Raw genomic sequence first — 25,975 nt, 5'->3', positions numbered from 1 at the left:
ATGCTGCGCCGCACAACATGTTGCAGGCGCAGAGGTTTTTGATTTGAACTTGAATTCAGTTAATAATGCAGATTAGCTTATTTCAAGTTAAGTAACTGTCTGCGCAACATTTCCCGCCTCAAGCGTCGATGTCTGGTCGACATCATTATGGCGCGGCAGCAGCGGAGGGCTGCCGCAGCAGCACGAGATCCTTGGGATTGACGAGGTTGAGCAGCGAGCGCGCCTCCTCGTCGAGCAGATCCGGATCGATCTCGTCCGGCGAGAGCAGGCTGACCTTGTAGGCGAGCGCCTCGCGCTGCGCCTTCAGCCGGTCGCGCTCGGCGGTCAGCGAGGCGAGTTGCTGCTCGAAGGCGCGCTTGGCTTCGAGGCCGTACTGGCCCTTGTAGCCCTGCACCGCGAAATAGCCGATCAGCGCCGCCGCCCCGAGATGGAGCGTCAGTGTCTGGAGGATGGAGCGCCAGCGAGTCCGTGTGATCATGGAAACGGAGCCTAACCGCCGCCGGTTGAGGCTCCGTTAACCGTACGCATCATCGCAGGTTACGTGACGCCCAACCTTGAGCCGGCCCCCTGCCCCAGACATGCCAATGGCCGGGACGAGCCCGGCCATGCCATCTGATCGATTCTCGTCAATCGAGGGCCGGAGCAGCTCCCGGCCCCTCGCAGTGCCTCAGCGCAGCGCCTTCAACGCCGAGCGCCCGGCATAGACCGCCTGCGGGCCGAGCTCCTGCTCGATGCGCAGAAGCTGGTTGTACTTGGCGGTGCGGTCCGAGCGCGCCAGCGAGCCGGTCTTGATCTGCCCGCAATTGGTGGCGACCGCGAGGTCGGCGATGGTCGAATCCTCGGTCTCGCCCGAGCGGTGCGACATGACGGCGGTATAGCCCGCCTTGTGCGCCATCTCGACCGCTTCGAGCGTCTCGGTCAGCGAGCCGATCTGGTTCACCTTCACCAGGATCGAGTTGCCGACGCCCTGCGCGATGCCGGCGGAAAGACGCTTCACATTGGTGACGAACAGGTCGTCGCCGACAAGCTGGCACTTGGAGCCGATGGTGTCGGTCAGCAGCTTCCAGCCCGCCCAGTCGTCCTCGGCCATGCCGTCCTCGATGGTGGCGATCGGGTAGCGCGCGACGAGATCGGCGAGATAGGCGACCTGCTCCTCGATGGAGCGCACCACGCCTTCGCCCTCATAGTCGTACTTGCCGTCCTTGAAGAACTCGGTCGAGGCGCAGTCGAGGCCAAGATAGACATCCTCGCCCGGCTTGTAGCCGGCGCTCTCGATCGCCTTCATGACGAAGTCGAGCGCGGCGTCGGCGGAAGGAAGATTCGGCGCGAAGCCGCCCTCATCGCCGACATTAGTGTTGTGGCCGGCGTCCTTCAGCGACTTCTTCAGCGTGTGGAAGATCTCCGCGCCGGTGCGCAGCGCCTCGGCGAAGCTCGCCGCGCCAACGGGGAGGATCATGAATTCCTGGAAGTCGATCGGGTTGTCGGCATGGGCGCCGCCATTGACGATGTTCATCATCGGCACGGGGAGCGTGCGGGCGTTGACGCCGCCGACATAGCGGTAGAGTGGCAGCTCCCGCGTCGCCGCGGCCGCCTTGGCGAGCGCCAGCGAGACGCCGAGAATGGCGTTGGCGCCGAGCCGCGCCTTGTTCGGCGTGCCGTCGAGCTCGATCATGATCTGGTCGATCTTGACCTGATCCTCGGCATCCATGCCGCCGATCGCGTCGAAGATCTCGCCGTTCACTGCCTCGACCGCCTTCAGGACGCCCTTGCCGAGATAGCGGCCCTTGTCGCCGTCGCGCAGCTCGACGGCCTCGTGGGCGCCGGTCGAGGCGCCCGAGGGAACCGCCGCGCGGCCCTGCGAGCCGTCCTCCAGCACCACATCGACCTCGACGGTCGGGTTGCCGCGACTGTCCAGAATTTCCCGCGCGACGATATCGACAATGGCAGTCATGCGTTCCCGCTCCTCATCCGTTCCGGCGATGGCTTTCCCTTCGCGCTTCTACTCGACCGCCATGACATGCGAAAGAGGCGTCGGTCGCATGACGGAAAGGGCCGACGATGAACCAGGATGACCTTCAGCTCGGACGCGCCGCACCGATGCCCGCCTCCCCCGAGGCGGCGGTGCTGGACCGCGTGCCGAACACGCAGAGCGACACGCGCTATGTCGCGCGCTTCACCTGCCCGGAATTCACCTCGCTGTGCCCGGTGACCGGCCAGCCGGACTTCGCGCATCTCGTCATCGACTATGTGCCGGCGGACTGGTTGGTCGAGTCGAAGTCGCTGAAGCTCTATCTCGCCAGCTTCCGCAACCACGGTGCCTTCCACGAGGATTGCACGGTCGCCATCGGCCGCCGCCTCGTCGCCTGCGCCGCGCCGCACTGGCTGCGCATCGGCGGCTACTGGTATCCGCGCGGCGGCATCCCGATCGACGTGTTCTGGCAGAGCGGGCCAGCGCCGCAGGATGTCTGGCTACCCGATCCCGGCGTGCCGCCCTATCGCGGGCGCGGCTAGGTCGCATTGCCTTGACGCCATTCTTGGCGCCATGAATGTTCGCCGGACATGCAGGAGGATGGCGCCCGCCCGGCGCATCCGGCCGAGCGGGAACCCGACATGCGCCGCATACTCGTCACCGGCGGAGCCGGCTTCCTCGGCTCGCATCTGTGCGACAGGCTGCTCGCGGACGGCGCCTGCGTCATCTGCCTCGACAATTTCGATACTGGCCGGCACGCGAACCTCGCCCGGCTGCTCGGCAATGTGCATTTCACTCTGGTCGAGCACGACATCCGCCTGCCGCTTGCTTTAGGCGGGCTCGACGAAATCTACAACCTCGCGAGCCCCGCCTCGCCGCCGCGCTACCAGTCCGATCCGACCGGCACGCTCACCACCAATGTGCTGGGCGCCATGAACATGCTGGAACTCGCCGCCAGGTGCGGCGCCCGCATCCTCCAGGCCTCGACCAGCGAGGTCTATGGCGATCCGGAGGTGCACCCGCAGTCCGAGGCCTATTGGGGGCATGTCAATCCGGTCGGCCCGCGGGCCTGCTACGACGAGGGCAAGCGGGCCGCCGAGACTCTGTTCGCCGATCACCGCCGGCAGTTCGGCACGCGGGTCAGGATCGCGCGCATCTTCAACACCTATGGCCCGCGCATGCGCCCCGACGACGGGCGGGTGATCAGCAATCTGGTGACGCAGGCGCTCGCCGGCGGCGAGATGACCATCCATGGCGACGGGCGCCAGACCCGCAGCTTCTGCTATGTCGACGACCTGGTCGAGGCGCTGGTCCGACTGATGGCGACGCCCGACGACATCACCGGCCCCGTCAATCTCGGCAATCCGGACGAGATCGCGATCGCCGATCTCGCTTTGCGCATCCGCGAGCTGGCGGGCGACCGCGCCCGGCTCGTCTTCCGCGATGCGCCGCAGGACGATCCCCGCCGCCGCCGGCCGGACATCGCGCTGGCACGCGATCTGCTCGGCTGGACGCCGGGGGTGGCGCTGGACGACGGCTTGCGCCGGACCATCGCCCATTTCCAGTCCGAGCTCGTCCGGTGAGCGCCATGCCGACAAGCTTCGCCGTGGTCGTCACCAACTACAACTACGCCCGCTTCGTGCTGGAGGCGGTCCAGAGCGCGCTCGGCCAGACGCGCGCGCCGCACCGCGTCATCGTGATCGACGACGGCTCGATCGACGATTCCGCCGCCCGGCTCGCCGCGGCCTATGGCGACGACCCGCGCGTCGAGCTCGTCTTCTCGCCCAATCGCGGGCAGCTCGCCGGCTTCGCCAACGGCGCGGCGCGCGCACAAGCCGATGTGGTCTGCTTCCTCGACGCCGACGATCTGTGGGAGCCGCATTATCTCGCCGCGCTCGGCACGCTTTACGACGCCCGCCCCGATGTCGATTTCGTCTTCTCCAATCTCCGCAAATTCGGCCGGGCGAGCGACGTCGAGGCCTTCGCGGAGCAAGAGGAGGACCTCGGCCATACTGCCGTCATGACCTGGCTCACCGGCGCCTGGTACGGCGCCTCGACTTCGGCGCTGTCGATGCGCCGCGACTGGGCGCTGCGCTGCACCGACTTTCCCGAGCCGTTCATGCGCATGTGGCGCATCTGCGCGGATGCCTGCGTGCATCTGTCGGCCGGCGTCTATGGTGCCCGCAAATATTATTTGCCGACGAATGGTGTGCGCTATCGCATCCACGGCGAGAACGCCTGGCACTCCAACCAGACCGCCGCATCCGACTATCGGGAATCGCTGGCCAAGCGCTGCACGCTGAACCACTGCGCCGAACGGATCGGGCTTCAGGCCAACTGCGCCGCGCTGCTGCCGCTGGAGTTCGCGACCAAGCCCAACCCGTCCGCGCGTGAGATCGCCCGCTATCGCGACCTGATGGACCGCCTCGCGCACGATCCGGGCTCGATCGCGCCTCTGGAACATCTCCCGACGCCACGACGGCACGTCACGCCGGACGATGAGGGTGCGCATCTCCCTGAAGCCGGCGCGGCCCCGCAGCAGCAGCCGACGACGGACGAGTCCCGACCGGGAAAAGCGCCGCTGGCCGCCTTCCTGTCGCTGGGCCGCAACCCGCCTCTGCGCCGCCCGCGCCGCTATCTGCGCGACGTGCTTCGCGTCGTGCTGCAGAAGCCGAACTTGTGAGCCGGCTTCATTCCACGGTGACGGACTTGGCGAGGTTGCGCGGCTGGTCGACGTCAGTGCCCATCACCACCGCCGTGTGATAGGCGAGCAACTGGATCGGCACCGCATAGACCAGCGGCGTCGCCACCGCATGCATGTCCGGCAGCGCCAGCGTCGCCTCGGTTGGCATCGAGGCGTGGCGCGCCCCGGTGGCGTCGGTGACGAGGATGATCCGGCCGCCGCGCGCCGCCACTTCCTGCATGTTCGACATGGTCTTCTCGAAAACCGCGTCGTGCGGGGCTATCACCACCACCGGCATCTTCTCGTCGATCAGCGCGATCGGGCCGTGCTTCAGCTCGCCGGCGGCATAGCCCTCGGCGTGGATGTAGGAGATTTCCTTCAGCTTCAGCGCGCCTTCGAGCGCCAGCGGATAGGAGGTCCCGCGCCCGAGATAGAGCACGTCCTGCGTCTTGGCGAAGGCGCGGGCCAGCGCCTCGATCTCGCCGCCGAGCTTAAGCGCCTCGTTCATCAGCCGCGGTACCTCGACCAGCGCGCGGACCATCTCCTGCTCATCCGCCGCCGAGAGTGCGCCACGGGCGCGGCCAGCGGCGATGGCGAGCGCCGCCAGCGTCGCGAGCTGGCAGGTGAACGCCTTGGTCGAGGCGACGCCGATCTCCGGGCCGGCGAGCGTCGGCAGCACCACGTCGCTCTCGCGGGCGATGGTCGAGGTGGGCACGTTCACCACCGAGAGCACGTGCTGGCCCTGCTCGCGGGCATAGCGCAGCGAGGCGAGCGTGTCGGCGGTCTCGCCGGACTGCGAGATGACGACCGTCAGGCCGCCCTTGTCGAGCGGCGCCTCGCGGTAGCGGAACTCGGAGGCGACGTCGATCTCCACCGGCAGCCGGGCGAAGCGCTCGAACCAGTAGCGGGCGACGAGGCCGGCGTAATAGGCGGTGCCGCAGGCGGCGATCGACAGGCGGTCGAGCTTGGCGAAATCGAAGGGCAGCGCGCTCGGCAGTTGCACCGTCTCGTTCGCCATGTCGAGATAATGCGCCAGCGTGTGCGCGACGACCTCGGGCTGCTCGTGGATCTCCTTCGCCATGAAATGGCGGAAGGTGCCCTTCTCGACCATGAAGGCGCCGGTCGAGGTGCGCTGCACCGCCCGCTGCACGGCGCGGTTGGAGCTGTCATAGGTCTCGATCCGGTCGTGATGCAGAACCGCCCAATCGCCGTCGTCGAGATAGGAGATGCGGTCGGTGAAGGGCGCAAGCGCGAGCGCGTCCGAGCCGAGATACATCTCGCCCTCGCCATAGCCGAGCGCCAGCGGGCTGCCCTTGCGCGCGCCGATCAGGAGGTCGTCCTCGCCGTCGAACAGGAAGGCGAGCGCGAAGGCGCCCTTGAGGCGCGGCAGCGTGGCGGCCACCGCGTCGACCGGGTCGCGCCCGCTGCGCATCTCGCGGCTGACCAGGTGCGCCACCACTTCGGTGTCGGTCTCGCTCTCGAAATTGGCGCCGTCGTCGCGCAGCTCCTCGCGCAGCTCGCGGAAATTCTCGATGATGCCGTTATGGACCACCGCCACCTGCGTCGTCGCATGCGGATGGGCGTTCGACACGCTCGGCCGGCCGTGGGTCGCCCAGCGCGTGTGGCCGATGCCGATGCGCCCTTCGAGCGGCGACTGCCGCAGCACCGCATCGAGGTTGCGCAGCTTGCCCTCGGCGCGCCGGCGGGTCAGCCGCCCGCCCTCCAGCGTGGCGATGCCGGCGGAATCATAGCCGCGATATTCGAGGCGCTTGAGGGAATCGACGAGTCGGTCGGCGACCGGCACGTTGCCGACGATGCCAATGATGCCGCACATGGATGCCAGCGATCTCCGCAAATAAATCGGTGGATTTTACTGAATCGGGATTTAACCGGCCGTCACCAGCGCGCGGAAATCAATTCGGATGTCGTTTCATGTCGGGATCATGGCCCGGCCGCGCCGGATTTACGCAGCCCATCACGGTACCGTCATCGCAGCGAGTGCATCGCGGGAAGCGCGCGGCGCTGCCCCTCACTTCTTGCCGAAGGCGGCGAGGCGCTCGCGCAGCCGGGAGGCGAAGCCCTCCTTGTTCACCTGGCGGGCGCGGGCGATGGCCAGCGCGTCGGCCGGCACGTCCTCGGTGATCACCGCCCCGGTCCCGGTATAGGCGCCGTCGCCGATCGTCACCGGCGCCACCATCAGCGTGTTGGTGCCGATGAAGGCATTGGCGCCGATCCTCGTGCGATGCTTGTTGACGCCGTCATAGTTGCAGGTGATGGAACCGGCGCCGACATTGGTGTTCGCGCCAACCGACGTGTCGCCGATATAGGAGAGGTGGTTCACCTTCACCCCCGGCGCGAGCTCGGACGCCTTGATCTCCACGAAATTGCCGACATGGACCCTCTCCCCCAGCGTCGCGCCCGGGCGCAGCCGGGCGAACGGGCCGACAATGGCGCCGCGCGAGATATGCGCGCCCTCCATGTAGCTGAAGGACCTTATCCAGACATTGTCTTCCACGTTCACGCCGGGGCCCAACACCACGTTCGGCTCGATCACCACGTCCCGCCCGAGCTTCGTGTCGTAAGAGAAGAACACCGTCTCGGGTGCCACCAGCGTCGCGCCGTTGGCCATGGCCTCGGCGCGCAGCCGCGTCTGGACCGCCGCCTCGGCCTCGGCGAGCTGGGCGCGGGTATTCACACCGGCGACCTCGGCGGCCTCCGCCTCGCACACGGCGGCGCCGCGACCGAGGGCGCGCGCGATCTCCACCGCATCGGTGAGGTAGAATTCCTTTTTGGCATTGGCATCGTCGATACGGTCGAGGATGGCGAGCGCGGCCCGGCCATCGAGCGCCATCAGCCCGGCATTGCAGAGGCCGACGGACTTCTCCTCCGTACTGGCGTCCTTCTCCTCGCGGATGGCGACGAGCGCCCCGCCCTCGGTCAGCAGGCGACCATAGCCGTTTGGATCGGCCGGACGGAAACCGAGCACGGAGACCGCCGCGCCTTCGGCTAGCGGACCGCGCAGCGCGGCTATGGTCTCGGGACGCACCAGCGGGGTGTCGCCATACATCACCACCACGTCGTCATAACCGCGCTCCAGCGCCACGCGGGCGGCGAGCACGGCGTGGGCGGTGCCGCGGCGCTCGGCCTGGATGAACACCTCGGCTTCCTCGAATGCCTTGCGCGCCTCCGCCGCGACGTCATCGCGCTCCGGCCCGACCACCACCGCGATGGCCGAGGCGCCGGCCCGCGCGGCGCTGTCCACCACATGCGCGATCATCGTCCGGCCGGCCACCCGGTGCAGCACCTTGGGCAGGTTGGAGGCCATGCGCGTACCCTCGCCGGCAGCGAGGACGATCACGAGCAGTTTCCGCGCGGCATCACTCATGAGGCGAAATCTCCAGCATCGAGGCGGCGCGCTGTTTAACCCGCCGGCCGGCGGGGCGGAAGATGTCCGGCACAAGTCGCCGATCTTCTTCGGGATATCCAGTGTCATGCCAAGCAATCGCCGGCGAGGCGCCGACAACGGAGACGAGAATCGCGCCGCCGTGTATCAGAGGGCCATGACAAGCCCGCCCGCCGGCCCGCCAGCCTCCCCGCCGCTCCTGCAAAGCCCCGCCGCCCTCGCGGCGCTGCTGCTCATGCCGCTGTTCTTCGCCACCAATCTGGTGGTGGGGCGGGCGGCAGTGGCGGCGATCTCGCCCTGGACGCTGATCTTCTGGCGCTGGTTCCTCGCGATCCTCATCCTGCTGCCCTTCGCCGCGACAGCTCTCGTCGGCCGCCGCGACCTGCTCGCGAAGAACTGGCGCGCGCTGCTCGTTCTCGGCTTCATCGTCACCGTGCTATGCGGCGGCAACGTCTATGTGTCGTTGCAGTTTACCAGCGCGACCAATGCGACGCTGATCTACACCACCTCGACCATCATGATCGTGGTGCTGGACGCCCTGCTCGCCCGGCGCCCCTTGCCCCCGGCGCATATCGTCGGCGCGGTGGCGGGCTTCGCCGGCATTGCGCTGATCGCGGTGCAGGGCGAGCTCGGCCGCCTCCTGAACCTGTCCTTCAACATCGGCGATCTCGGCATATTGGTCGCCGCCATCGCCTGGGCCGCCTATTCGCTGATGATCCGCAAGAGCCCTCTCAACGCGCTCGGACCGGTACCGGCCTTCACCGCTGTCGCGCTGGTCGGCACGCTGCTGCTGGTGCCGCCGATGCTGTGGGAGGCGGCGCATCAGGGGCATCTGCCGGCCGGGGCGATGGCGTGGACCTCGGTGCTGATCCTCGCGATCTTCCCCTCCGTGCTGGCCTTCATCCTGTTCCAGTATTGCGTGCGCGTCGTCGGCGCCCCGGTGACGGCGATCTTCCTGTACATCATGCCGGTCTACGGGGTGGTGATGGCGCTCATCCTGCTGGGCGAGCAGCTACACCTCTATCACGCGGTCGGCTTCGCGCTGGTGCTGGGCGGCGTCATCCTGGCGACGCGGCCGGTGAATCAGCCCAATGGCGGCCCCGCGCGTTGATCGCACGGCCGCCACGTGCGATTGAGGCGACATACGTCCCGCCTGAAGGAGGTTTCCCGTGGCGCAGCGCAGCTTCCTGCCCGGTCCCCGCGTCAGCAACCTGATCGTCGCGCTCGGCGTCGGCGCGCTCGGCTGGGCGGTTTATATGCGCTACGCGCTGCTCGAGCAGTCCACGGTCGGCCTCGTCTGCGATGCCGGCCTCGCGACGACCACCTGCGCGGTGCGGCGCGCCGTCATCACGCTGCACAGCTACTCGGTGTTCGGGATTGTCGCGGTGCTGGCGGCACTCGTCCACCTCATCCGCCCGTCTGTCATCACCTTTACCCTCGCTCTGGTGGCGACCGCGATCGGCGTCGTGCTCTACAACAGCAATCTCGCCCCGCTGGCCGCCGGGCTGCTGCTCATCTCCTTCGCCCGTCCCGCGCCATCCGCGCGAAGCTGAAGGCGAGCAGCACCAGCAGCGCGGCGGTCCACAGCGCCTGCCAGTTGGCGAGCGTCTCGTTGACCGGGATGTAGAGCCCGCAGAGCAGGAAAGTCGCCGCCGCGATCCATTCCGGATGATGGTCGCGCTCGCGCGGCCATGGCGCCGCTGTCACGGCGTAGAGTCCCAGCGCCACGATGGTCGGCGTCAGGCCGGCAAACTGGAAATCCTTGTAGCGCGCGTCGAACACCAGGCCGAAGGCGATCTGCGCCGCCAGCACCGTGGTGCAGGCCAATGCTAAGGCGAGCGCCAGCTCGACGCCCGAGGCGGCGCGGCGCGCGACGGGATCGAGCGCGACATCGAGCGCGGCCAGCCGTGCCCGCGCGCCGATCGCGTAGGCACAGAGCAGCGGCACCACCACGGCGAGCGCCAGCATCGGGATGCTGCGCGCCCAGCCGCCGAAGCCAAGGCTCTCCACCGGCGCGGCGGCGAAGGCGCGGCCGACGGTGATCCCGCTGAGAAGCGCGATCACCGCGACCGCTACCCAATGCGAGTTTCGCATCCCCTCGCCGGCCTTGCGGCTGCCGGCGAAGGCCGCGCCGAAGATGGCGAGGGCGAATACCGCGCCGGCGAGCGCCTGCACGATCCACTGCGGATGATCGGAGACGGGCTTGCCCCATTCGAACTTGAAGTCGCGCGAATAGGCGTCGAGGAAACCCCAATGGCCGCCCACCGTACCCTCCGAGGCGCGCTTCCACGGCTGGTCGAACGCCTCGATGACGTTGACGCGGTAATTCTTCTCCTTGGCGAGCGCCAGCAGTTCCTGGATCACCTTCGCCTGGTTCGACGGCGAGGGCTGCGCCGCCTCGCGCATCCGCCCGGCGCTCGGCCAGCCGGTCTCGCCGATCAGGATCTCGCGCCCCGGGAACACCTTGCCGACATGGGTGCGGATCTCGTCGATATGGGCCGCCGACTTCTCCGCCGAGACCGGCAGGTCCTCCCAGAACGGCAGGATGTGCACGGTGACGAAGTCGACCGCATTGGCGAGGTCGGCGTTGCGCTCCCAGAACTCCCAGACGTCGGCATAGGTCACCGGCTTGCCCGAGCGCGCCTTCACGTCACGCAGCAGGGCGGCGATGTCGATCGCCGAGAGCTCGCCCCGCAGCAGCACCTCGTTGCCGACGATCAGCGCCTCGATGACGTCCGGATTCTCCTTCGCCGCGGCGATGGCGGCGTCGATCTCGACCTTGTTCTTCTCCGCCTCGCGGCCGAGCCAGATACCCTGCAGCATGGTCAGCCCGTGCTTGCGGGCGAGCGCCGGCGCTGCCGCCAGCCCCATCTCGGTGGAATAGGTGCGCACGCACTTGGTGATCTTGGCGAGGCGCGCGAAGTCGTCGTCGATCTGCTCGGGCGGAATCACCAGCCCGGCGATGAAGGGCGACTGGCCCGGCCGGAACGGGGCATAGGAGACGCATGGCAGCTTCTCGCCCTCCGCTAGCGGCGAGGATGGCGCCGGCACCGGATGGCCGAGCCAAGCCCAGACGGCGACGATCGCCGCGAGGACGGCGGCGGCGAGCGCGAGTGGCAGGCGCATGCGTGGCATCTCCGGGAGGGAGGGAGGGAGGAGGAACGAACGGACCCTAGCCGCATAGCGGCGCCGGGCGCCCCTGTGAAGAGCGAAAGGGCGATCGCGGCCCCGTGCAAGCTTGACGCGCGGCTCCATGCCTCGCTGCAGGGCATGCTCCGACGTTGAGGAAGGTGCGCGCCGTCATGCTGACAAATTCGGCCGCTTCTCCTAGTGTTTGTTTCCCCCTGTTTCCCATCCCGCGTGGCGTCCCGACATGTCCTGTTCCGTACGTTCCCTGTCCGCCTTGATCATGGGCGGCGCCCTTCTCGCCGCCCTGGCCGGTGCCCCGGCCTACGCCCAGTCCGGAAATGGCGGCGACCAGAAGCCGGCGGAGCAGAAATCGCCGGAAGAGCAGGCCAAGGAAGCGCAGCGTCGCTCCATCGAGGAATATAACGAGGCGGCCAAGCTGCCGGGCAATGCCGGGCTTCCCGAATGCGTGTGGAGCGGCCGGCGCATCGCCATGCTGCTGTGGCGCGACGACATCGACACTGCCCGCCGCCACATGGAGCTCTACGAGCGCTTCGGCTGCCCGACCGAGCATTTGAAGATCGCGTTCCGCTGCCTCGTGCGACAGGGGAACATCGATCCGAAGTCGCAGGAGCGGCTGTCCGAGCGCGTGCACGCCTGCTGGGTCAATCCCGACGCGCCGCCGCCGGCGCCCGCGGCGCCCGCCGCCCCTGCCGCAGCGCAATGATTTCACCGCTGAGCCGCGAGCCAGACATTCGTCTGCCATAGTGCGGAACAAACATGTGATCTGTTGCGTTCTGGCGGCATGCTTCCGTTAAATGGCTGGTGCGAGAATTTCGCATTGCCGAACCGAACATGCTGCAAGTGCGTTGGAATTGGACTATATCAATACCGCTGTCCCCCACTCGTTCCATTTGGGTAGATCCATGCGCCCCGCTGTTCGTGTCGCTGCCGCCGTCGTAGCGGTCGTCACGTCCGTGCATGCTTTCGTCTGGCTCGCCATGCGGCCGGAGGCCGAGGCCCCCGCCGTGCCGGATCGCTTTGCCAGTTTCTCCTTCGCGCCCTACGGGCGTGACGCGAACCCGGACAAGGGCCAGGGGACGACCGAGGCGCAGATCCGTTCGGACGTCAATGCGGTGGCGCCCTACACCCGCGCGGTGCGTACCTACGCCTCCACCGGCGGGCTGGAACTGGTGCCCCGGATCGCCGCCGAGAAGGGCCTGAAGGCGACGGTCGGCGCGTGGCTTGACCAGAACGAGGACCGCAACGAGCGCGAGATCGCCAACGCGGTCGACGCCGCCCGCAAGAATTCGAACGTCGTCGGCATCGTGGTCGGCAACGAGTCGATCCTGCGCGCCGAGCGCACGCCTCAGCAGCTCATCGACACCATCCGCCGCGTGAAGAGCCAGGTGAACGTGCCGGTCACCACCGGCGAGACCTGGGACGTCTGGCTGGAGCACCCCGAGCTCGTCTCGGCGGTGGACTACATCGCCGCGCACATCCTGCCCTACTGGGAAGGCGTTCCCGCCGATCAGGTGGTCGAGCGCTCCATCGGCATCTACAACCGCCTGCGCGCCGCCTATCCCGGCAAGCGCATCGTCATCGCCGAGTTCGGGTGGCCGAGCGCCGGCTACAACCGCGACGGCGCCGTCCCCGGCGAACTGGAGCAGGCGCAGATCATCCGCACCTTCGCGGCGCGCGCCGATGCCCTCGGCATAGACTACAACCTGATCGAGGCCTTCGACGCGCCGTGGAAGAGCTTCGAAGGCAGCGTCGGCCAGTACTGGGGCGTGCTCGACGCCGATCGCCAGATCAAGTTCCCGCTTTCGGGCCCGATCGTGCCGGCGACCTACACCGCCACCGCCGCGATCGCGCTGCTGCTCGGCATCGCTTTCTCGCTGCCGATCTTCCGCTTCAGCCAGCTCACCATCCCGCAGACCGCCGTCATGACCGGCGCGGCCAATCTGGTCGGCTACTGGATCGCCACCGTCACCGACCACTGGCTGACGCACTATGTCGTGGGCGGCAACAAGGTGACCTTCGCCATCAGTCTGCTACTGCTCGTGCCCCTCGTCGTGGTGATGCTCTACCGCGTGGAGGAGCTCGCCACCATCGCTTTCGGCCGCGCTCCGCGCCGCCTGCTGCGCGGCAGCCAGCCCATGCCCACCCGCACGCCCAAGGTGTCGATCCACATCCCGGCCTATAAGGAGCCGCCGGAGATGCTGAAGCAGACGCTCGATAGCGTCGCGCGGCTCGACTGGCCGAATCTCGAATGCATCGTCGCCATCAACAACACGCCGGACCCCGCCTTCTGGGAGCCGATCGAGGCGCACTGCAAGGCGCTGGGTGACCGCTTCAAGTTCCTGAACCTGCCGAAGATCGAGGGCTTCAAGGCCGGGGCGCTGCGCATCGCCATGCAGCACACCGCGCCCGACGCGGAAATCATCGGCATCATCGACGCCGACTATGTCGTCAGCCCCGACTGGCTGCGCGATCTGGTGCCTACCTTCGAGGATCCCACCGTCGGCATCGTGCAGGCGCCGCAGGACCACCGCGACGCCGAGCGCAGCCTCATGCACGAGGCGATGAACACCGAATATGCCGGCTTCTTCGACATCGGCATGGTCCAGCGCAACGAGCACGACGCCATCGTCGTGCACGGCACCATGTGCCTGATGCGCCGCGCCGCCATGGTCGAGGCCGGCGACTGGTCGAGCGAGACGATCTGCGAGGACACCGATCTCGGCCTCTCGATCATCGAGCGCGGCTGGAAGAGCCACTACACCAACACCCGCTACGGCTGGGGCCTGCTGCCGGACGACTTCGCCTCGTTCAAGAAGCAGCGCCACCGCTGGGCCTATGGCGGCATGCAGATCGTCAAGAAGCACTGGCGCCGCCTGCTGCCCAACGCCTCGCGCCTCACCCCGGCGCAGCGTCGCGAATTCGCCATCGGCTGGGTCAGTTGGCTCGGCTCGGAGAGCGTCGGCGCGCTGGTCGCGGTGCTGAGTCTCGCCTGGGTGCCCTTCGTGCTCGGCCTCGGCATCGCCGTGCCGCAGCGCATCCTCACCATGCCGATCATCTTCTGCTTCGGCATCTACCTGCTGCACTTCTGCGCGCTCTACCGGCTGCGTGTCGCTACCACGCCGGTGCGCATGATCGGCGCGGCCTTCGCGGCGATGGCGGTGCAGTTCACCGTCGCCAAGGCGGTGTATGACGGCTTCCGCTACAAGGACCTCGCCTTCGCCCGCACCGCCAAAGGCTCGTGGCTCGCCAGCGCCGCCCGCGCCTTCCCGGCCCTGCCGGAGGCGGTGATCGGCGGCGGGCTGCTGCTCTCCGCCGTCGCCCTGCGCATGACCAACTGGCATGCGGTGGTGGAGATCAACCTGTTCGCGCTGGCGCTCGCCATCCAGGCCCTGCCCTTCCTCGCGGCCGCGCTGATCGGCTGGCTCGAGGGCTCGACGCTGAACGAGTTCGCCACCTGGCGCACCCTGCGGGCCCGCGCCGTGGCGATGCTGCCGGCCTGGGCGCGCTCCGCCCAGCGGCCCCCGGCCATCGCCGAGTGAGCCAAGATCAACGAATGCAAAAAGGCCCGGATCGCTCCGGGCCTTTTTCGTTTCCGGCAACCTGTCCCCGGATGCTCAGCGAAGCGACAGGATTCGCCGCGGGTCGATCCGGCCGCGGAGCAGGTCGCCATATGCAATAAGATTGCCCTTCAACCGGCCCCGCCGGTCGACGAGGCCTTGCGGGCGCAGGCTGCCGATGACGTTGGCGAGCGTGTTTCCGATCAGGAAGCGCAGGGCTCTCGGCCAGCCCATCGTCCCCTTGCGCATGACGTAGACCGTATTGGCGACCTGCGAATAGCCGAACTTCACGCCGGACGTACGACCGCGCTTGACGCCGCGATGGACGCCGCGCAGCGCGTCGGCGAGCACGATCCGCCCGAGGCCGGAAAGCTGACCGGAGAAATCGATGTCCTCGTGCCAGCCATAGAGCGGCAGGTTCTCGTCGAAGCGCGCGCCGGACCGCATGATGGTCGCGAAGCGAAACGCCATGTTGCATCCGTAGAGATTGACGGTCGGCTCGACGCCTGCCTTCCCGTTCTCGGGCGCGGTGTCGGCCGCCAGAATGGCCAGCGCCTCCGGCAGATCGATGCCCGGCCCACGGATGCCGTCGGCCAGAACGTGGCCGGTCGCGGCGATGATGTCCGGGTTCTGCAGGAAGAGACGCTCGGTCTCGGCGAGGAAGCCATCAGCCGGCAGGAAGTCGTCGTCGAAGAAGATGATCACATCCGGATCGCCCGCCACCTCGATGATGGCGTTGCGCTGGGCGCTCGAGCCCTGCGGGCCGGTGACGCGCTCCACCGGAACGGCAAGCCCCGCCGCATGGTCCCAGTCGACGTCGTTGTCGGCGACGGGGCAGATCAGTATCCGGTCCGGGCGCCGCTCCTGCCGTGCGATCTGCTCGAGCGTATCCCGCAGGACCTCGCGGCGGCCCGTGGTGGCAATGCCGACGACAATGACCGGCGGTTGGGTGCGAGGTGCGTCGGTCATCGTGCCTACCGTGCGATCCAGCGGACAAGGGTGAACAGGGGACGGGCGCTGAGGGCCACCACGGCAGCGAGCGCGAGACCCGTCGAGATCAGGAGGTTGCCGCCGGGAGCCAGGTCCGAGATCAGCCAGGCCAGCAGCAGCGCCGCCCCCGGCAGCAGCACCGGCTGCCAGGGCATCGCGAAAGACCTCCAGCGCTGTATCAGCACGCCGACCGCCGTCGCGGCCGCCGCGCCTATGGCCGCCCCGGCGGTGATGGCCGTATCGGTGCCGGCAAGAAGCCAGGCCCCGGCGAGCGCGCCGCCGCAGGTCAGGACGCAGTCGATGACCGCCAGCCCGAGGATGAGGTGCAGCCGGCGCTGCAGATGCGCCGGCGCCGGGAGCACGGTCTGAACGAGCCCGCGCAGCATCGCCATCATCATGACGAAGGGCGCGGTGCGCAGGAACGACTCCTGCAGTGCCGTCGGGACGACGAGCTGGGTCGCGAGCCCGAGCACCGCGATGATGCCGGCGGCACCGATCAGCGAGAGGCCCACCAGCAGCGCGTAGTATCGGCCGAGCTCGGCCTGAATCGCCTGGGCGCCGATCTTGCGGTCGAACTGGGCCACCAGTTCCGGGAAGCGGATCGCCTGAAGCGACGACGTGACCATCACGAAGGGACGCTGCAGCAGGTCGAGCGCCAGCATCGGCCCCGCGGCGGCCGTACCGAGCGACCCGAGCAGGATGCTCTTGAGACCGAGCGGCACGAGCAGGGTCGCGACCCCCGCCCCGGCCGAGATGCCGCCATAGACCAGGTTGCGCCGGGCGATCTCGCCGTCCCAGCCCGCGGACAGGGGCATGACATGGCGCGATCGCGCCCAGGCGATGACGCAGTAGATCAGATTGCCGGCCAGCACGCCGGCCAGGACATGGGCGAGATCAGGATGGATCGCCGCACCGCCGACCGTGGTGACCGCGAGGATCGTCGCACGCGCGCCCTGAAGCCAGGAGAAGAGATGGAACTCCTGTCGAAAGCGCAGCATGGTCAGATGCAGCTCGCCCGCGCCTTGCAGGATCGCCGCCAGCGCCCCGACCAGCCCTATCCAGACGGGAACGCCGAACAGCGGCCCGAGAAAGGCCGCGAGCAGACAGATGCCGGCGCTGCCGCTCAACTCGGTGACGATGACCTGCCGCTCGGCCTGCTCGCTCGCCTCGTCGGGACCGGGATAGAAGCGGCTGGAGGCGGCGCGGATCCACTGGAAGCAGAAGATGTCCGCGAACTGGACGATGGAGATGAACAGCGAATAGGCCGCATAGTCCGTGGCCGGCAGCAGGTTGGCGACGACGATGAGCAGGCCGAAAGCGAGGAGCGACTGATAGATATAGGCGCCCAGCGCGGCGATCTTGGCCATCAGGCCACCGCTCTGCTTGTGGGAACCCCGTCAATCATGTCGCAAACCCTGCAAAACCAATGCCGGCAGCACTTGTCTTTGCCCTTCGGCCATAGGCCATAGGACAAAAAGATTAATACAGATCGGCATAGGTGACGCGCCGCGCGCCCTATTTCGCGTCCGGCTCGAACACCAGCGCCGCACCCAGCGCCGAGCGCGGCCCGACCACGATCAGCCCCTCGATCTCCTCGGCGGTCATGCGGCTCGAGGCGAGGCGCTTGCGGGTCTTCTCGATGTCCTGCACGGCAAAGCGCGTGGCGCCGAGGCGCAGCCCCTGGTCGGCCGCCGGCGCCGCGCCGTAGCGCTGGGCGTAGACGTCCGGCCGCATCAGTTCGATGACGCCGCGCGGCGTCTCGGCCAGATGCCAGCCGTCGACGGCGCGGCGGAAATCCGCGCCGGTGAAGACGTGCAGGAAATCGAGATGCTCCGCCGGCTCCGCGGCCACCAGCACCACGCCGGCCACCCGCGTCGTGCCGTTCATGTGGCGCTGCAGGTCCGGCGTCCAGAAATTCTCCGGCCGGCGCTGGAGGCAGGTGAAGAAGCCGCAATGCGGCGACTTCGGGTCGCGCGCATAGGCGAGCGAGAAGGACACCTCGACATCGCTGCCGTCCGGCAACCGTCCGGTGCGGGAGAAATCGAAAGTGTCGAAGCCCCCGAAGCCGGCGGCGTCGAACTCCGCCTTCTCAGCGACCGGGTCGCGCCCCTCCAGAACCAGCATGGACAGGCCGGGCCCTACCTGCGCGAGGAAGTCGCGGTTGAAGGCTCCGAAGGAAAAGCTCGTCTCGCCATGCGGGGGGATCGCCTCCGGCTCGGCGACCTCCAGCAGCTCCATGAAAAAGCCGGGCGTCTGGACAATGCGGTTGTGCGTGCCCCAGGGATGGCGGTTGCGCGAGCCGACCGTGAAGCCGAGCAGGTCATAGAGCTCGCCGGCGGCTTCGAGATCGCGGACGGCGTGGACGACATGGTCGAGGCCTCGGGCCATGCGTTACTCCCCCTTTACCCCGGTGCGCCGACGCCAGCGCCGCACACACCCCCTTAGAACAAACGACTTTGGACCACCGCCGCCCCGATGAAGGAGGCGAACAGCGGATGCGGCTCGAACGGCCGCGACTTCAGCTCCGGATGGAACTGTACCCCGACGAACCAGGGATGCTCGGGATATTCGATGATCTCCGGCAACAGCCCGTCCGGCGACATGCCGGAAAAGCGCATGCCGCAGGCCTCCAGCCGGTCGCGGTAAGAAAGATTGACCTCGTAGCGATGACGATGGCGCTCGGAGATGTCGGTCGAGCCGTAGATGTCCGAGACGCGGCTGCCCTCGGACAGATGAGCCGGATAGGCGCCGAGCCGCATGGTGCCGCCGAGATCGCCGTCGAGGCCGCGCTTCTCCAGCTCGTTGCCGCGCAGCCATTCGGTGAGCAGGCCCACCACCGGCTCCTCGGTCGGACCGAACTCGGTGGAATTGGCCTTCTCGACACCGACGAGGTGTCGCGTCGCCTCGATCACCGCCATCTGCATGCCGAAGCAGATGCCGAAATAGGGCACGCGCCGCTCGCGGGCGAACTGCGCCGCGCGGATCTTGCCCTCCGCCCCGCGCTGGCCGAAGCCGCCGGGAACGAGAATGCCGTGCACGTGCTCGAGGAAGGGCGCCGGGTCCTCGCGCTCGAAGATCTCGCTCTCGATCCAGTCGAGGTTGACCCGCACATTGTTGGCGATGCCGCCATGCGCCAGCGCCTCGATGAGCGACTTGTAGGCGTCCTTGAGGCCCGTGTACTTGCCGACGATGGCGATCGTCACCGTGCCTTCCGGGTTGCGGATGCCGGTCTCGATCTTCTTCCAGCGGGCGAGGTTCGGCTCTGGCGCCGGCTCGATGCCGAAGGCGGCCAGCACCTCGCTGTCGAGGCCGGCCTCATGATAGGCCGACGGCACCGCGTAGATGTTGTCAGCGTCGCGCGCCTCGATCACCGCGCTCTCGCGCACATTGCAGAACAGGCCGAGCTTGCGGCGCTCCTCGCGCGGGATTTCCCGGTCGGTGCGGCACAGCAGGATGTCGGGGGCGATTCCGAGTGCCCGCAGCTCCTTCACCGAGTGCTGGGTCGGCTTGGTCTTGAGTTCCCCAGCCGAGGGGATGAAGGGCAGCAGCGTGAGGTGGATATAGATGCAGTGCCGGCGCGGCAGCTCCTGCCCGATCTGGCGGATCGCCTCCAGGAACGGCATCGCCTCGATGTCGCCGACCGTGCCGCCGATCTCCACCAGCACGAAGTCGTAGCCCTCGTTGCCGGACAGGATGAAGTCCTTGATGGCGTTGGTGACGTGCGGGATCACCTGGATGGTGGCCCCGAGATAGTCGCCGCGCCGCTCCTTGGCGAGGATGTCCTGATAGATGCGCCCGGTGGTGATGTTGTCCTGCTTGGTTGCGGGACGCCCGGTGAAGCGCTCGTAATGGCCGAGATCGAGATCGGTCTCGGCGCCGTCGTCGGTGACGAAGACTTCGCCGTGCTGATACGGGCTCATCGTGCCCGGATCGACGTTCAGGTAAGGGTCGAGCTTGCGCAGCCGGGTCTTGTACCCACGGGCCTGCAGCAGCGCGCCGAGCGCGGCGGAAGCGAGGCCCTTGCCGAGCGAGGACACGACGCCGCCGGTGATGAAAATATAGCGCGCCATGGAGTCCGGTTTCTAACCGCAAAAAAACGATTCGACGAGAGGCGGCGTTCGCATGGCCGCCCCTCGTCTGTGGGCAAATATGGTGTCGAAAGGCGGGCGCGCCAGCGCGCCGCGCCTCACTGCGACTGCGGGACCTGAGGTCCGCTCGGCGCCGCCGGAGCCGGCTGGGCGCCCTTGAGCTGGTCGAGCACGTTGCCAGACGGGCCGCCGGCGCCAGGCGCCTGCGGAGCGCCGGGCACGGAGGCCGGCGCGTTGAAGATAGTGGTCGGGCCACGGCCCCAGCCGGCCAGCACGGTCAGCGACAGGCTGGTGAGGAAGAACAGCGCGGCGAGGATCGCCGTCGCCCGCGTCAGCACGTTGGCCGAGCCGCGCGCGCTGAAGAAGCCGCCGCCGCCACCGCCGCCGCCAATGCCGAGGCCGCCGCCCTCGGAGCGCTGGATCAGCACGATGCCGATCAGGGCGAGTACCACCATGAGGTGGACCACGATGAGAACCGTTTGCATCTGATGCCTTCGATAGACCGCAGCGGCCGCTGGATCGGGTAAGACCCCGCGCCGCCGGAACGTTCGGCGCGGTTCCTACACGATCCGTCCCCGCATTTCCACCCGTGCGCCGGGCGGCGCGCTTCACAGATAGGCGCGCGCGATGGCGAGGAAATCCGCCGCCTTGAGGCTGGCGCCGCCGACCAGCGCGCCGTCGACATCCTCGATCGCAAGGATTTCGGCGGCATTGCCCGGCTTCACCGAGCCGCCATAGAGCAGCCGCACCCGGTCCGCCTGGTCGCCGATCCGCCGGTGCAGCACCGCCCGCATGGCCCGGTGCATCTCGGCGATGTCGTCCGTGCTCGGCGTGAGGCCGGAGCCGATCGCCCACACCGGCTCATAGGCGACGACCAGCTCGTCGGCCCGCATGTCGGCCGGGATGGAGCCGAAGAGCTGGCGCTCCACTACCCGCAGCGCGTGCCCGCCCTGCCGCTCGTCATAGGTCTCGCCGACGCAGACGATGGCGACGAGGCCGGCCCGCCGCGCCGCCTCCGCCTTGGCGTGCACCAGCGCATCGTCCTCGCGATGGTCGACCCGCCGCTCGGAATGGCCGACAATCACCGCCTGCCCACCGGCATCGGCGATCATCTCGGCGGAGAGGTCGCCGGTGAAGGCGCCGTTCGGTTTGGGATGGCAGTCCTGCCCGCCGACCGCGACCGCCGATTCGGCCGCCGCCTTGGCGAGGGTGCAGATCAGCGTCGCCGGCGGGCAGATCAGCAGGTCGGTCCGCTCGCGCAGCGCCGGCTCGTATCCCTCCACGATGCGGGAGAACTCCTCGACCGAGCTCTTGAGCCCGTTCATCTTCCAGTTTCCGGCGACGAGGGGGCGGCGCGACGTCATCTCTTTCCCGTTCACGATCGATGCTGTCCCCGGGTAACAGAGGTGGAAAGCCCGTGCAAATGCCTGGTCGTGCGGCGTTGCGGCTCAACCCCGCCATCCCTATGATGCGCGCCCTTATCGGCCGGGGCCCCTTCCTGGCCTGCCTGTAACGAGACAAACGATGCTTCAGACGCTGCGTAAGAGCGCTTCCGGCCTGGTTGCCAAGATCCTGATGGGCCTCCTCATCATCAGCTTCGGCATCTGGGGCATCGCCGACGTGTTCCGCGGGTTCGGCAGCCAGACGCTCGCCACCATCGGTTCCACCGAGGTGACCGTGCCGGAATTCCGCCAGCTCTATCAGCAGCGGCTTCAGCAGATCAGCCAGCAGATCAAGCGCGGCATCACGCCGGAGCAGGCGCGGGCGATCGGCATTCCCGACCAGGTGCTGAACGAGCGCCTCGGCGAGGCGGCGCTGGACGATCGCGCCAAGCGCCTCGGCCTTGCGCTCTCCGACGCCGAGATGGCCGAGCGCATCCAGTCGAACCCGTCGTTCCGCGGCCCCTCGGGCACCTTCGACCCGAACTACTTCAACCAGCTTCTGCGCTCGAACGGCTATACCGAGCAGCGCTTCGTCGAGGCGGAGCGGCGTCTCGCGCTGCGCCAGCAGCTCATCCAGTCGCTCGGCGGCGGCATCGAGCTGCCGCAGACCGTGCGCGACGCCTTCGCGCGCTACGAGACCGAGGAACGCTCGATCAGCTATGTGACGGTCGATCCGCCGGCGCCCGACACCATCGCCGCCCCGACGGAGGAGCAGCTCCGGAGCTTCTTCGATGCCCGCAAGGTTGCCTTCCGCGCGCCGGAATACCGCAAGATCAGCGTGCTGGCGCTGACGCCGGAGACGCTGGCCGGCAGCATCGCCATCTCCGACGCCGACCTCAAGGCGGCCTATGACGCCAATCCGGGCCGCTTCGGCACGCCGGAGAAGCGCGTCGTGCAGCAGATCGTCTTCCCCAATGCCGAGGATGCCAACGCGGCCGCCGCCCGCCTTTCGGCCGGCACGCCCTTCGCCGACATCGTCACCGACCGCAAGCTCACCCCGAACGACATCAATCTCGGCGAGGTGACGAAGAACCAGATCTTCGACCCCGCCGTCGCCAACGCCGCCTTCGGCCTGCCCCAGGGCAGCACCAGCGGCGTGGTGCAGGGCCGCTTCGGTCCGGTCATCGTCCATGTGGAGAGCATCGTCGCCGGCACCACCGCGCCCTTCGAGCAGGTGGCGCCCACCCTGCGCACCGAGCTGCAGAACGAGCAGGCGCGCCGGCTCATGCTGGAGAAGCACGACCAGATCGAGGACGAGCGCGCCGGCGGTGCCAAGCTCTCCGAGATCGCGGCCAAGCTCAGCCTGAAGGTCGAGGCCCTCGACACCGATGCGCAGGGCAAGACGCCCGACGGCGCCGCGATCCCGCAGATCCCGGCCCGCGCGGACGTGCTGCGCGGCGCCTTCGCGAGCGATGTCGGCGTCGAGAACGACCAGATCACCCTGCCGCAGGGCGGCGGCTATGTCTGGTTCGACGTCGACGCCGTGACCCCGGCGCGCGATCGCAGCTTCGACGAGGCGAAGGCGCTGGTGCTCGACCGCTGGAAGCAGGACGAGGCGGCCAAGGCGCTCGACGCCCGCGTCGCCGAGCTGCAGAAGAAGGTCGAGGCCGGCGAGCCCTTCGACAAGGTGGTGACCGACGCCGGGCTGGAGCTGCGCACCGCGCGCGGCATCCGCCGCGGGCGCGCCGCCGACGGCGTGCCGCAGGGCGCCGTGGCCGCGGTGTTCGACACCAAGGTCGGCTCGGTCGGCACCGCCTCCACCGACGTCGGCGACAGCCGCATCCTGTTCCGGGTCGACAGCGCCTCCCAGCCGGCAAGCACCGGCGAGGATTCGCAGCTCTTCGACCAAGTGCGCCAGCGCATGGAACAGGACCTGATGACCGAATATCTCGTCCGCCTTCAGTCCGATCTCGGCGTGCGCATCAACCGCGCGGCGCTGGATCAGATCGTCGGCGGCGGCGACGCCGTGAACTGAAGGGCGCCGCCATGACCATCACCCTGGAGGCCGACAGCTTCGCGGCCGCCTATGAGCGCGGCGAACCGCAGGTGGTGTCGTCGACCCTGGTCGCCGACCTCGAGACGCCGGTATCCGCCTTCCTGAAGATCGCCGCCGACCGGCCGAACAGCTTCCTGCTGGAATCGGTGGAAGGCGGCGCGATGCGCGGGCGCTATTCGATGATCGGCATCGAGCCGGACGTCATCTGGCGTTGCCGGGGCGATCAGGCCGAGATCAACCGCCGCGCTCTGTACGAAGCCGACGCCTTCGAGCCCTGCCCGGAGCCGCCGCTGCTTGCCCTGCGCGCGCTGGTGAAGGAATCGCAGATCGCCCTGCCCCACGGCGCCCCGCCCATGGCGGCCGGCGTGTTCGGGTATCTCGGCTACGACATGGTGCGCCAGATGGAGCGCCTGCCACCGCCCAAGCCGGACGTGCTGGGCGTGCCGGACGCGATCTTCATCCGCCCGACCGTGATGGTGGTGTTCGACGCCGTGCGCAACGAGATGACGGTGGTCACGCCGGTGCGCCCCGAAGCGGGCGTCAGCGCCGCGGTGGCGCAGGAGCAGGCGCAGGAGCGGATCGACCGCATCGTGCGCGCGCTCGACGCCGCCCTGCCCAACACGACCGCCGAGGACCCGTTCCACGCCGAGATCGAGCCGGCCTCGAACACGCCGGCGAACGACTACCGCGCCATGGTCGCGCGGGCGAAGGAGTACATCCGCGCCGGCGACATCTTCCAGGTGGTGCTCTCGCAGCGCTTCGAGGCGCCGTTCAAGCTGCCCTCCTTCTCGCTCTACCGCGCCCTGCGGCGGGTGAACCCGGCGCCGTTCCTCGTCTATTTCAACTTCGGGGACTTCGCGCTGGTGTGCTCCAGCCCCGAGATCCTGGTCCGGCTGCGCGATGGCACCGTCACCATCCGCCCGATCGCCGGCACCCGGAAGCGCGGTACCACGCCCCATGAGGACAAGGCGCTGGAGGAGGAGCTGCTGGCGGATCCGAAGGAGCTGGCCGAGCACCTCATGCTGCTCGACCTCGGCCGCAACGATGTCGGCCGGGTCTCGAAGATCGGCTCCGTCGAGGTGACCGACAGCTTCTTCATCGAGCGCTACAGCCAGGTCATGCACATCGTCTCGAATGTCGAGGGCGAGCTCGACCCGCGCTGCGACGCGCTCGACGCGCTGGCCGCCGGCTTCCCGGCCGGCACCGTCTCCGGCGCGCCCAAGGTGCGGGCGATGGAGATCATCGACGAACTGGAGCGCGACAAGCGCGGCATCTATGCCGGCGCCATCGGCTATTTCGGCGCCGACGGCGAGATGGACACCTGCATCGTGCTGCGCACCGCCGTGGTGAAGGACGGGCGCATGTATGTGCAGGCCGGCGCCGGCATCGTCTATGACTCCGTGCCCGAGAACGAGCAGCAGGAATGCATCAACAAGGCGCGGGCGCTGTTCCGCGCCGGCGAGGAGGCGGTGCGCTTCGCCGCCCGGGCGGGGCGCGGGCAGTAGCGCCCCCGCCCCTTCCCGCCTGGGCTCTCAGGCGCGGACGGTGTTGGCGAGCACGATCTCCCGCCACACCCGCATCGGCGTGACCCAGGCGTCCGGCGCGTTGTAGGCGCCGGCGAATATGCCGAGACACAGCCCGGCCTCGCGGCACACCCACAGCCGCTGCCCGCCATTGCCGAACCCGCCGATCCATGAAAGCGGCTGAGGGAAGGCCGGCGCCGGCGCCCGGCCGAGGAACCAGAGCAGGCCGTAGTCGAGCCCGTCGCCGGTCGCCACGGCGGGCGTCGCCGATTGCTCGATCCAGCTCTGCGAGACGATGCGCCGATCTCCATAGACCCCGCCGCCCAGCACCAGGGCACCGATCCGCATCATGTCGGGCGCGGTGAGCCTGAGCCCCGAGGCGGCCGAGGCGACCTCGTCCGCGCCCGCCGCCCATTCGAAGCGGCGGATGCCGAGCGGCGCCAGCAGCGCCTCGTCGGCGAACTGCGGCAGCGTCCGGCCGCTGCCGCGCTCGATCAGGGCGCCGAGCAGCGCGACCGCGCCGCCGGAATAGATCCAGCGGCTGCCCGGCTCGGCGATAATCGGCTGTTCGAGCGCGAAGCGGTAGCGGTCCGGAGCCTGCTCCATGGCGATCTCGCTGTTGGCGGGATCGGTATAGGGCCGCTCTTCGTCCCATTCGAGACCCATCGTCATGGTCAGCGCGGTGCGGACGGTGAGCCGGGCGCGGGCCGGATCGGCGGCGAGGTCCCGATACTCGGGAAACCCGACGAGCAGCGGCGTGTCCAGCGCCGGCACCAGGCCGCGGTCGAGCGCGATGCCGTAGAGCAGGCCGACCACGCTCTTCGTCACCGAGCGCAGATCGTGCAGCGCGTCCGGCCCGAACGCCATACGACCGAGCGGCCGGCCCCAGGCCTCATCCTCGCCCTCGCCATAATGCTCCAGCACGAGCCGGCCATGACGGCTGACCAGCACCGCATGCAGCGAGCGCAGCAGGCCGGAGCGGATGCCGTGGTCCAGCTTCTCGGCTAGATCGGGGGCGAAGCCCGCTTCTGCCGGCGAATCTTCGGTTGCTGCGCTCATGCCGGCACCTCGTCACGGAGCGCCGGACCATCGGCGCGCGCTCGCACGCTAGCCTAGCGCTCCCGGAATTTTCAAACCCGGAGCGACGGGCCGTCGGCGCTCGGCTTGACCGGAC

21 protein-coding genes are annotated in these 25,975 nt (G+C 68.5%); 9 read left to right on the top strand and 12 right to left on the bottom strand.

Annotated elements, in window-relative coordinates; all coding sequences use genetic code 11:
• Positions 1–145 precede the first annotated feature (145 nt).
• A complete protein-coding gene (locus tag U742_RS0118990; RefSeq protein WP_029355912.1) occupies positions 146–478 on the bottom strand; it encodes an FtsB family cell division protein in 333 nt (110 codons plus the stop codon).
• Between the two features lie 189 nt (positions 479–667).
• Positions 668–1,951, bottom strand: a complete 1,284-nt coding sequence (gene eno, locus U742_RS0118985; protein WP_029355910.1) for a phosphopyruvate hydratase — start codon at positions 1,949–1,951, stop codon at positions 668–670.
• Positions 1,952–2,058: 107 nt separating this feature from the next.
• Between eno and queF the strand changes: the two genes are divergently transcribed.
• From queF to U742_RS0118970, 3 genes are all read left to right on the top strand, one after another.
• Complete coding sequence (gene queF, locus U742_RS0118980) at positions 2,059–2,511, top strand: preQ(1) synthase (RefSeq protein WP_029355908.1); 453 nt, start codon at positions 2,059–2,061, stop codon at positions 2,509–2,511.
• Positions 2,512–2,610: 99 nt separating this feature from the next.
• Entirely contained in the window at positions 2,611–3,552 is a 942-nt protein-coding gene (locus U742_RS0118975) for an NAD-dependent epimerase/dehydratase family protein (protein ID WP_029355906.1), read from the top strand.
• A gap of 5 nt (positions 3,553–3,557) precedes the next feature.
• On the top strand, positions 3,558–4,652 hold the full coding sequence (locus U742_RS0118970; protein ID WP_156034274.1) for a glycosyltransferase family 2 protein: 1,095 nt from the start codon (positions 3,558–3,560) through the stop codon (positions 4,650–4,652).
• A 7-nt stretch (positions 4,653–4,659) separates the two neighbouring features.
• Here U742_RS0118970 and glmS read toward each other — a convergent pair whose 3' ends face one another.
• Together glmS and glmU are read right to left on the bottom strand one after the other, a co-directional pair.
• A complete protein-coding gene (gene glmS, locus U742_RS0118965) occupies positions 4,660–6,486 on the bottom strand; it encodes a glutamine--fructose-6-phosphate transaminase (isomerizing) (protein ID WP_029355902.1) in 1,827 nt (608 codons plus the stop codon).
• Positions 6,487–6,681: 195 nt separating this feature from the next.
• On the bottom strand, positions 6,682–8,037 hold the full coding sequence (glmU, locus tag U742_RS0118960; RefSeq protein ID WP_029355900.1) for a bifunctional UDP-N-acetylglucosamine diphosphorylase/glucosamine-1-phosphate N-acetyltransferase GlmU: 1,356 nt from the start codon (positions 8,035–8,037) through the stop codon (positions 6,682–6,684).
• Positions 8,038–8,212: 175 nt separating this feature from the next.
• On the opposite strand from glmU, the gene U742_RS23265 reads away from it, so the two are divergent.
• Together U742_RS23265 and U742_RS0118950 are read left to right on the top strand one after the other, a co-directional pair.
• Positions 8,213–9,166: a DMT family transporter gene (locus tag U742_RS23265; protein WP_197028292.1), complete on the top strand. Its 954-nt coding sequence runs from the start codon at positions 8,213–8,215 to the stop codon at positions 9,164–9,166.
• Positions 9,167–9,224: 58 nt separating this feature from the next.
• Positions 9,225–9,608, top strand: a complete 384-nt coding sequence (locus tag U742_RS0118950) for a hypothetical protein (protein WP_051661335.1) — start codon at positions 9,225–9,227, stop codon at positions 9,606–9,608.
• On the opposite strand, the gene U742_RS0118945 is transcribed toward U742_RS0118950, so the two are convergent.
• Positions 9,568–11,181: a glycoside hydrolase family 17 protein gene (locus U742_RS0118945; protein WP_029355895.1), complete on the bottom strand. Its 1,614-nt coding sequence runs from the start codon at positions 11,179–11,181 to the stop codon at positions 9,568–9,570. The genes U742_RS0118950 and U742_RS0118945 overlap by 41 nt on opposite strands.
• Before the next feature lie 247 nt (positions 11,182–11,428).
• On the opposite strand from U742_RS0118945, the gene U742_RS0118940 reads away from it, so the two are divergent.
• Together U742_RS0118940 and U742_RS0118935 are read left to right on the top strand one after the other, a co-directional pair.
• The gene (locus U742_RS0118940) at positions 11,429–11,908 is read left to right on the top strand and encodes a hypothetical protein (RefSeq protein WP_029355893.1); all 480 of its coding nucleotides are present in this window, start codon (positions 11,429–11,431) and stop codon (positions 11,906–11,908) included.
• 199 nt (positions 11,909–12,107) lie between these two features.
• Entirely contained in the window at positions 12,108–14,744 is a 2,637-nt protein-coding gene (locus U742_RS0118935; protein ID WP_156034272.1) for a glycosyltransferase, read from the top strand.
• Positions 14,745–14,819: 75 nt separating this feature from the next.
• On the opposite strand, the gene U742_RS0118930 is transcribed toward U742_RS0118935, so the two are convergent.
• From U742_RS0118930 to tpiA, 6 genes are all read right to left on the bottom strand, one after another.
• Positions 14,820–15,731, bottom strand: a complete 912-nt coding sequence (locus U742_RS0118930) for a glycosyltransferase family 2 protein (RefSeq protein WP_029355890.1) — start codon at positions 15,729–15,731, stop codon at positions 14,820–14,822.
• A gap of 5 nt (positions 15,732–15,736) precedes the next feature.
• Positions 15,737–17,119, bottom strand: coding sequence for an MATE family efflux transporter (locus U742_RS0118925; RefSeq protein WP_051661334.1), 1,383 nt, complete (start codon positions 17,117–17,119; stop codon positions 15,737–15,739).
• A 148-nt stretch (positions 17,120–17,267) separates the two neighbouring features.
• Positions 17,268–18,140 carry a VOC family protein gene (locus U742_RS0118920; RefSeq protein WP_029355886.1) on the bottom strand — a complete coding sequence of 291 codons (873 nt, stop codon included), beginning with the start codon at positions 18,138–18,140 and terminating at the stop codon, positions 17,268–17,270.
• 53 nt (positions 18,141–18,193) lie between these two features.
• Positions 18,194–19,822, bottom strand: a complete 1,629-nt coding sequence (locus U742_RS0118915; protein WP_029355884.1) for a CTP synthase — start codon at positions 19,820–19,822, stop codon at positions 18,194–18,196.
• Between the two features lie 116 nt (positions 19,823–19,938).
• The gene (gene secG, locus U742_RS0118910) at positions 19,939–20,325 is read right to left on the bottom strand and encodes a preprotein translocase subunit SecG (RefSeq protein ID WP_029355882.1); all 387 of its coding nucleotides are present in this window, start codon (positions 20,323–20,325) and stop codon (positions 19,939–19,941) included.
• A gap of 123 nt (positions 20,326–20,448) precedes the next feature.
• Positions 20,449–21,204 carry a triose-phosphate isomerase gene (gene tpiA / locus U742_RS0118905; protein ID WP_029355879.1) on the bottom strand — a complete coding sequence of 252 codons (756 nt, stop codon included), beginning with the start codon at positions 21,202–21,204 and terminating at the stop codon, positions 20,449–20,451.
• 160 nt (positions 21,205–21,364) lie between these two features.
• Here tpiA and U742_RS0118900 point away from each other — a divergent pair, with 160 nt between their 5' ends.
• Together U742_RS0118900 and trpE are read left to right on the top strand one after the other, a co-directional pair.
• Positions 21,365–23,257: a peptidylprolyl isomerase gene (locus tag U742_RS0118900; protein WP_029355878.1), complete on the top strand. Its 1,893-nt coding sequence runs from the start codon at positions 21,365–21,367 to the stop codon at positions 23,255–23,257.
• A gap of 11 nt (positions 23,258–23,268) precedes the next feature.
• Complete coding sequence (trpE, locus tag U742_RS0118895) at positions 23,269–24,783, top strand: anthranilate synthase component I (RefSeq protein ID WP_029355876.1); 1,515 nt, start codon at positions 23,269–23,271, stop codon at positions 24,781–24,783.
• 27 nt (positions 24,784–24,810) lie between these two features.
• On the opposite strand, the gene U742_RS0118890 is transcribed toward trpE, so the two are convergent.
• Complete coding sequence (locus U742_RS0118890) at positions 24,811–25,860, bottom strand: serine hydrolase domain-containing protein (protein WP_029355874.1); 1,050 nt, start codon at positions 25,858–25,860, stop codon at positions 24,811–24,813.
• Between the last annotated feature and the right edge of the window lie 115 nt (positions 25,861–25,975).

Origin of the sequence: Allobosea sp. 117 (genome assembly GCF_000702305.1) — a bacterium.
GTDB lineage: Bacteria > Pseudomonadota > Alphaproteobacteria > Rhizobiales > Xanthobacteraceae > Ancylobacter.
The sequence above is the reverse complement of the archived record's forward strand: the minus strand, read 5'-3'. Positions and strand labels throughout refer to the sequence as shown.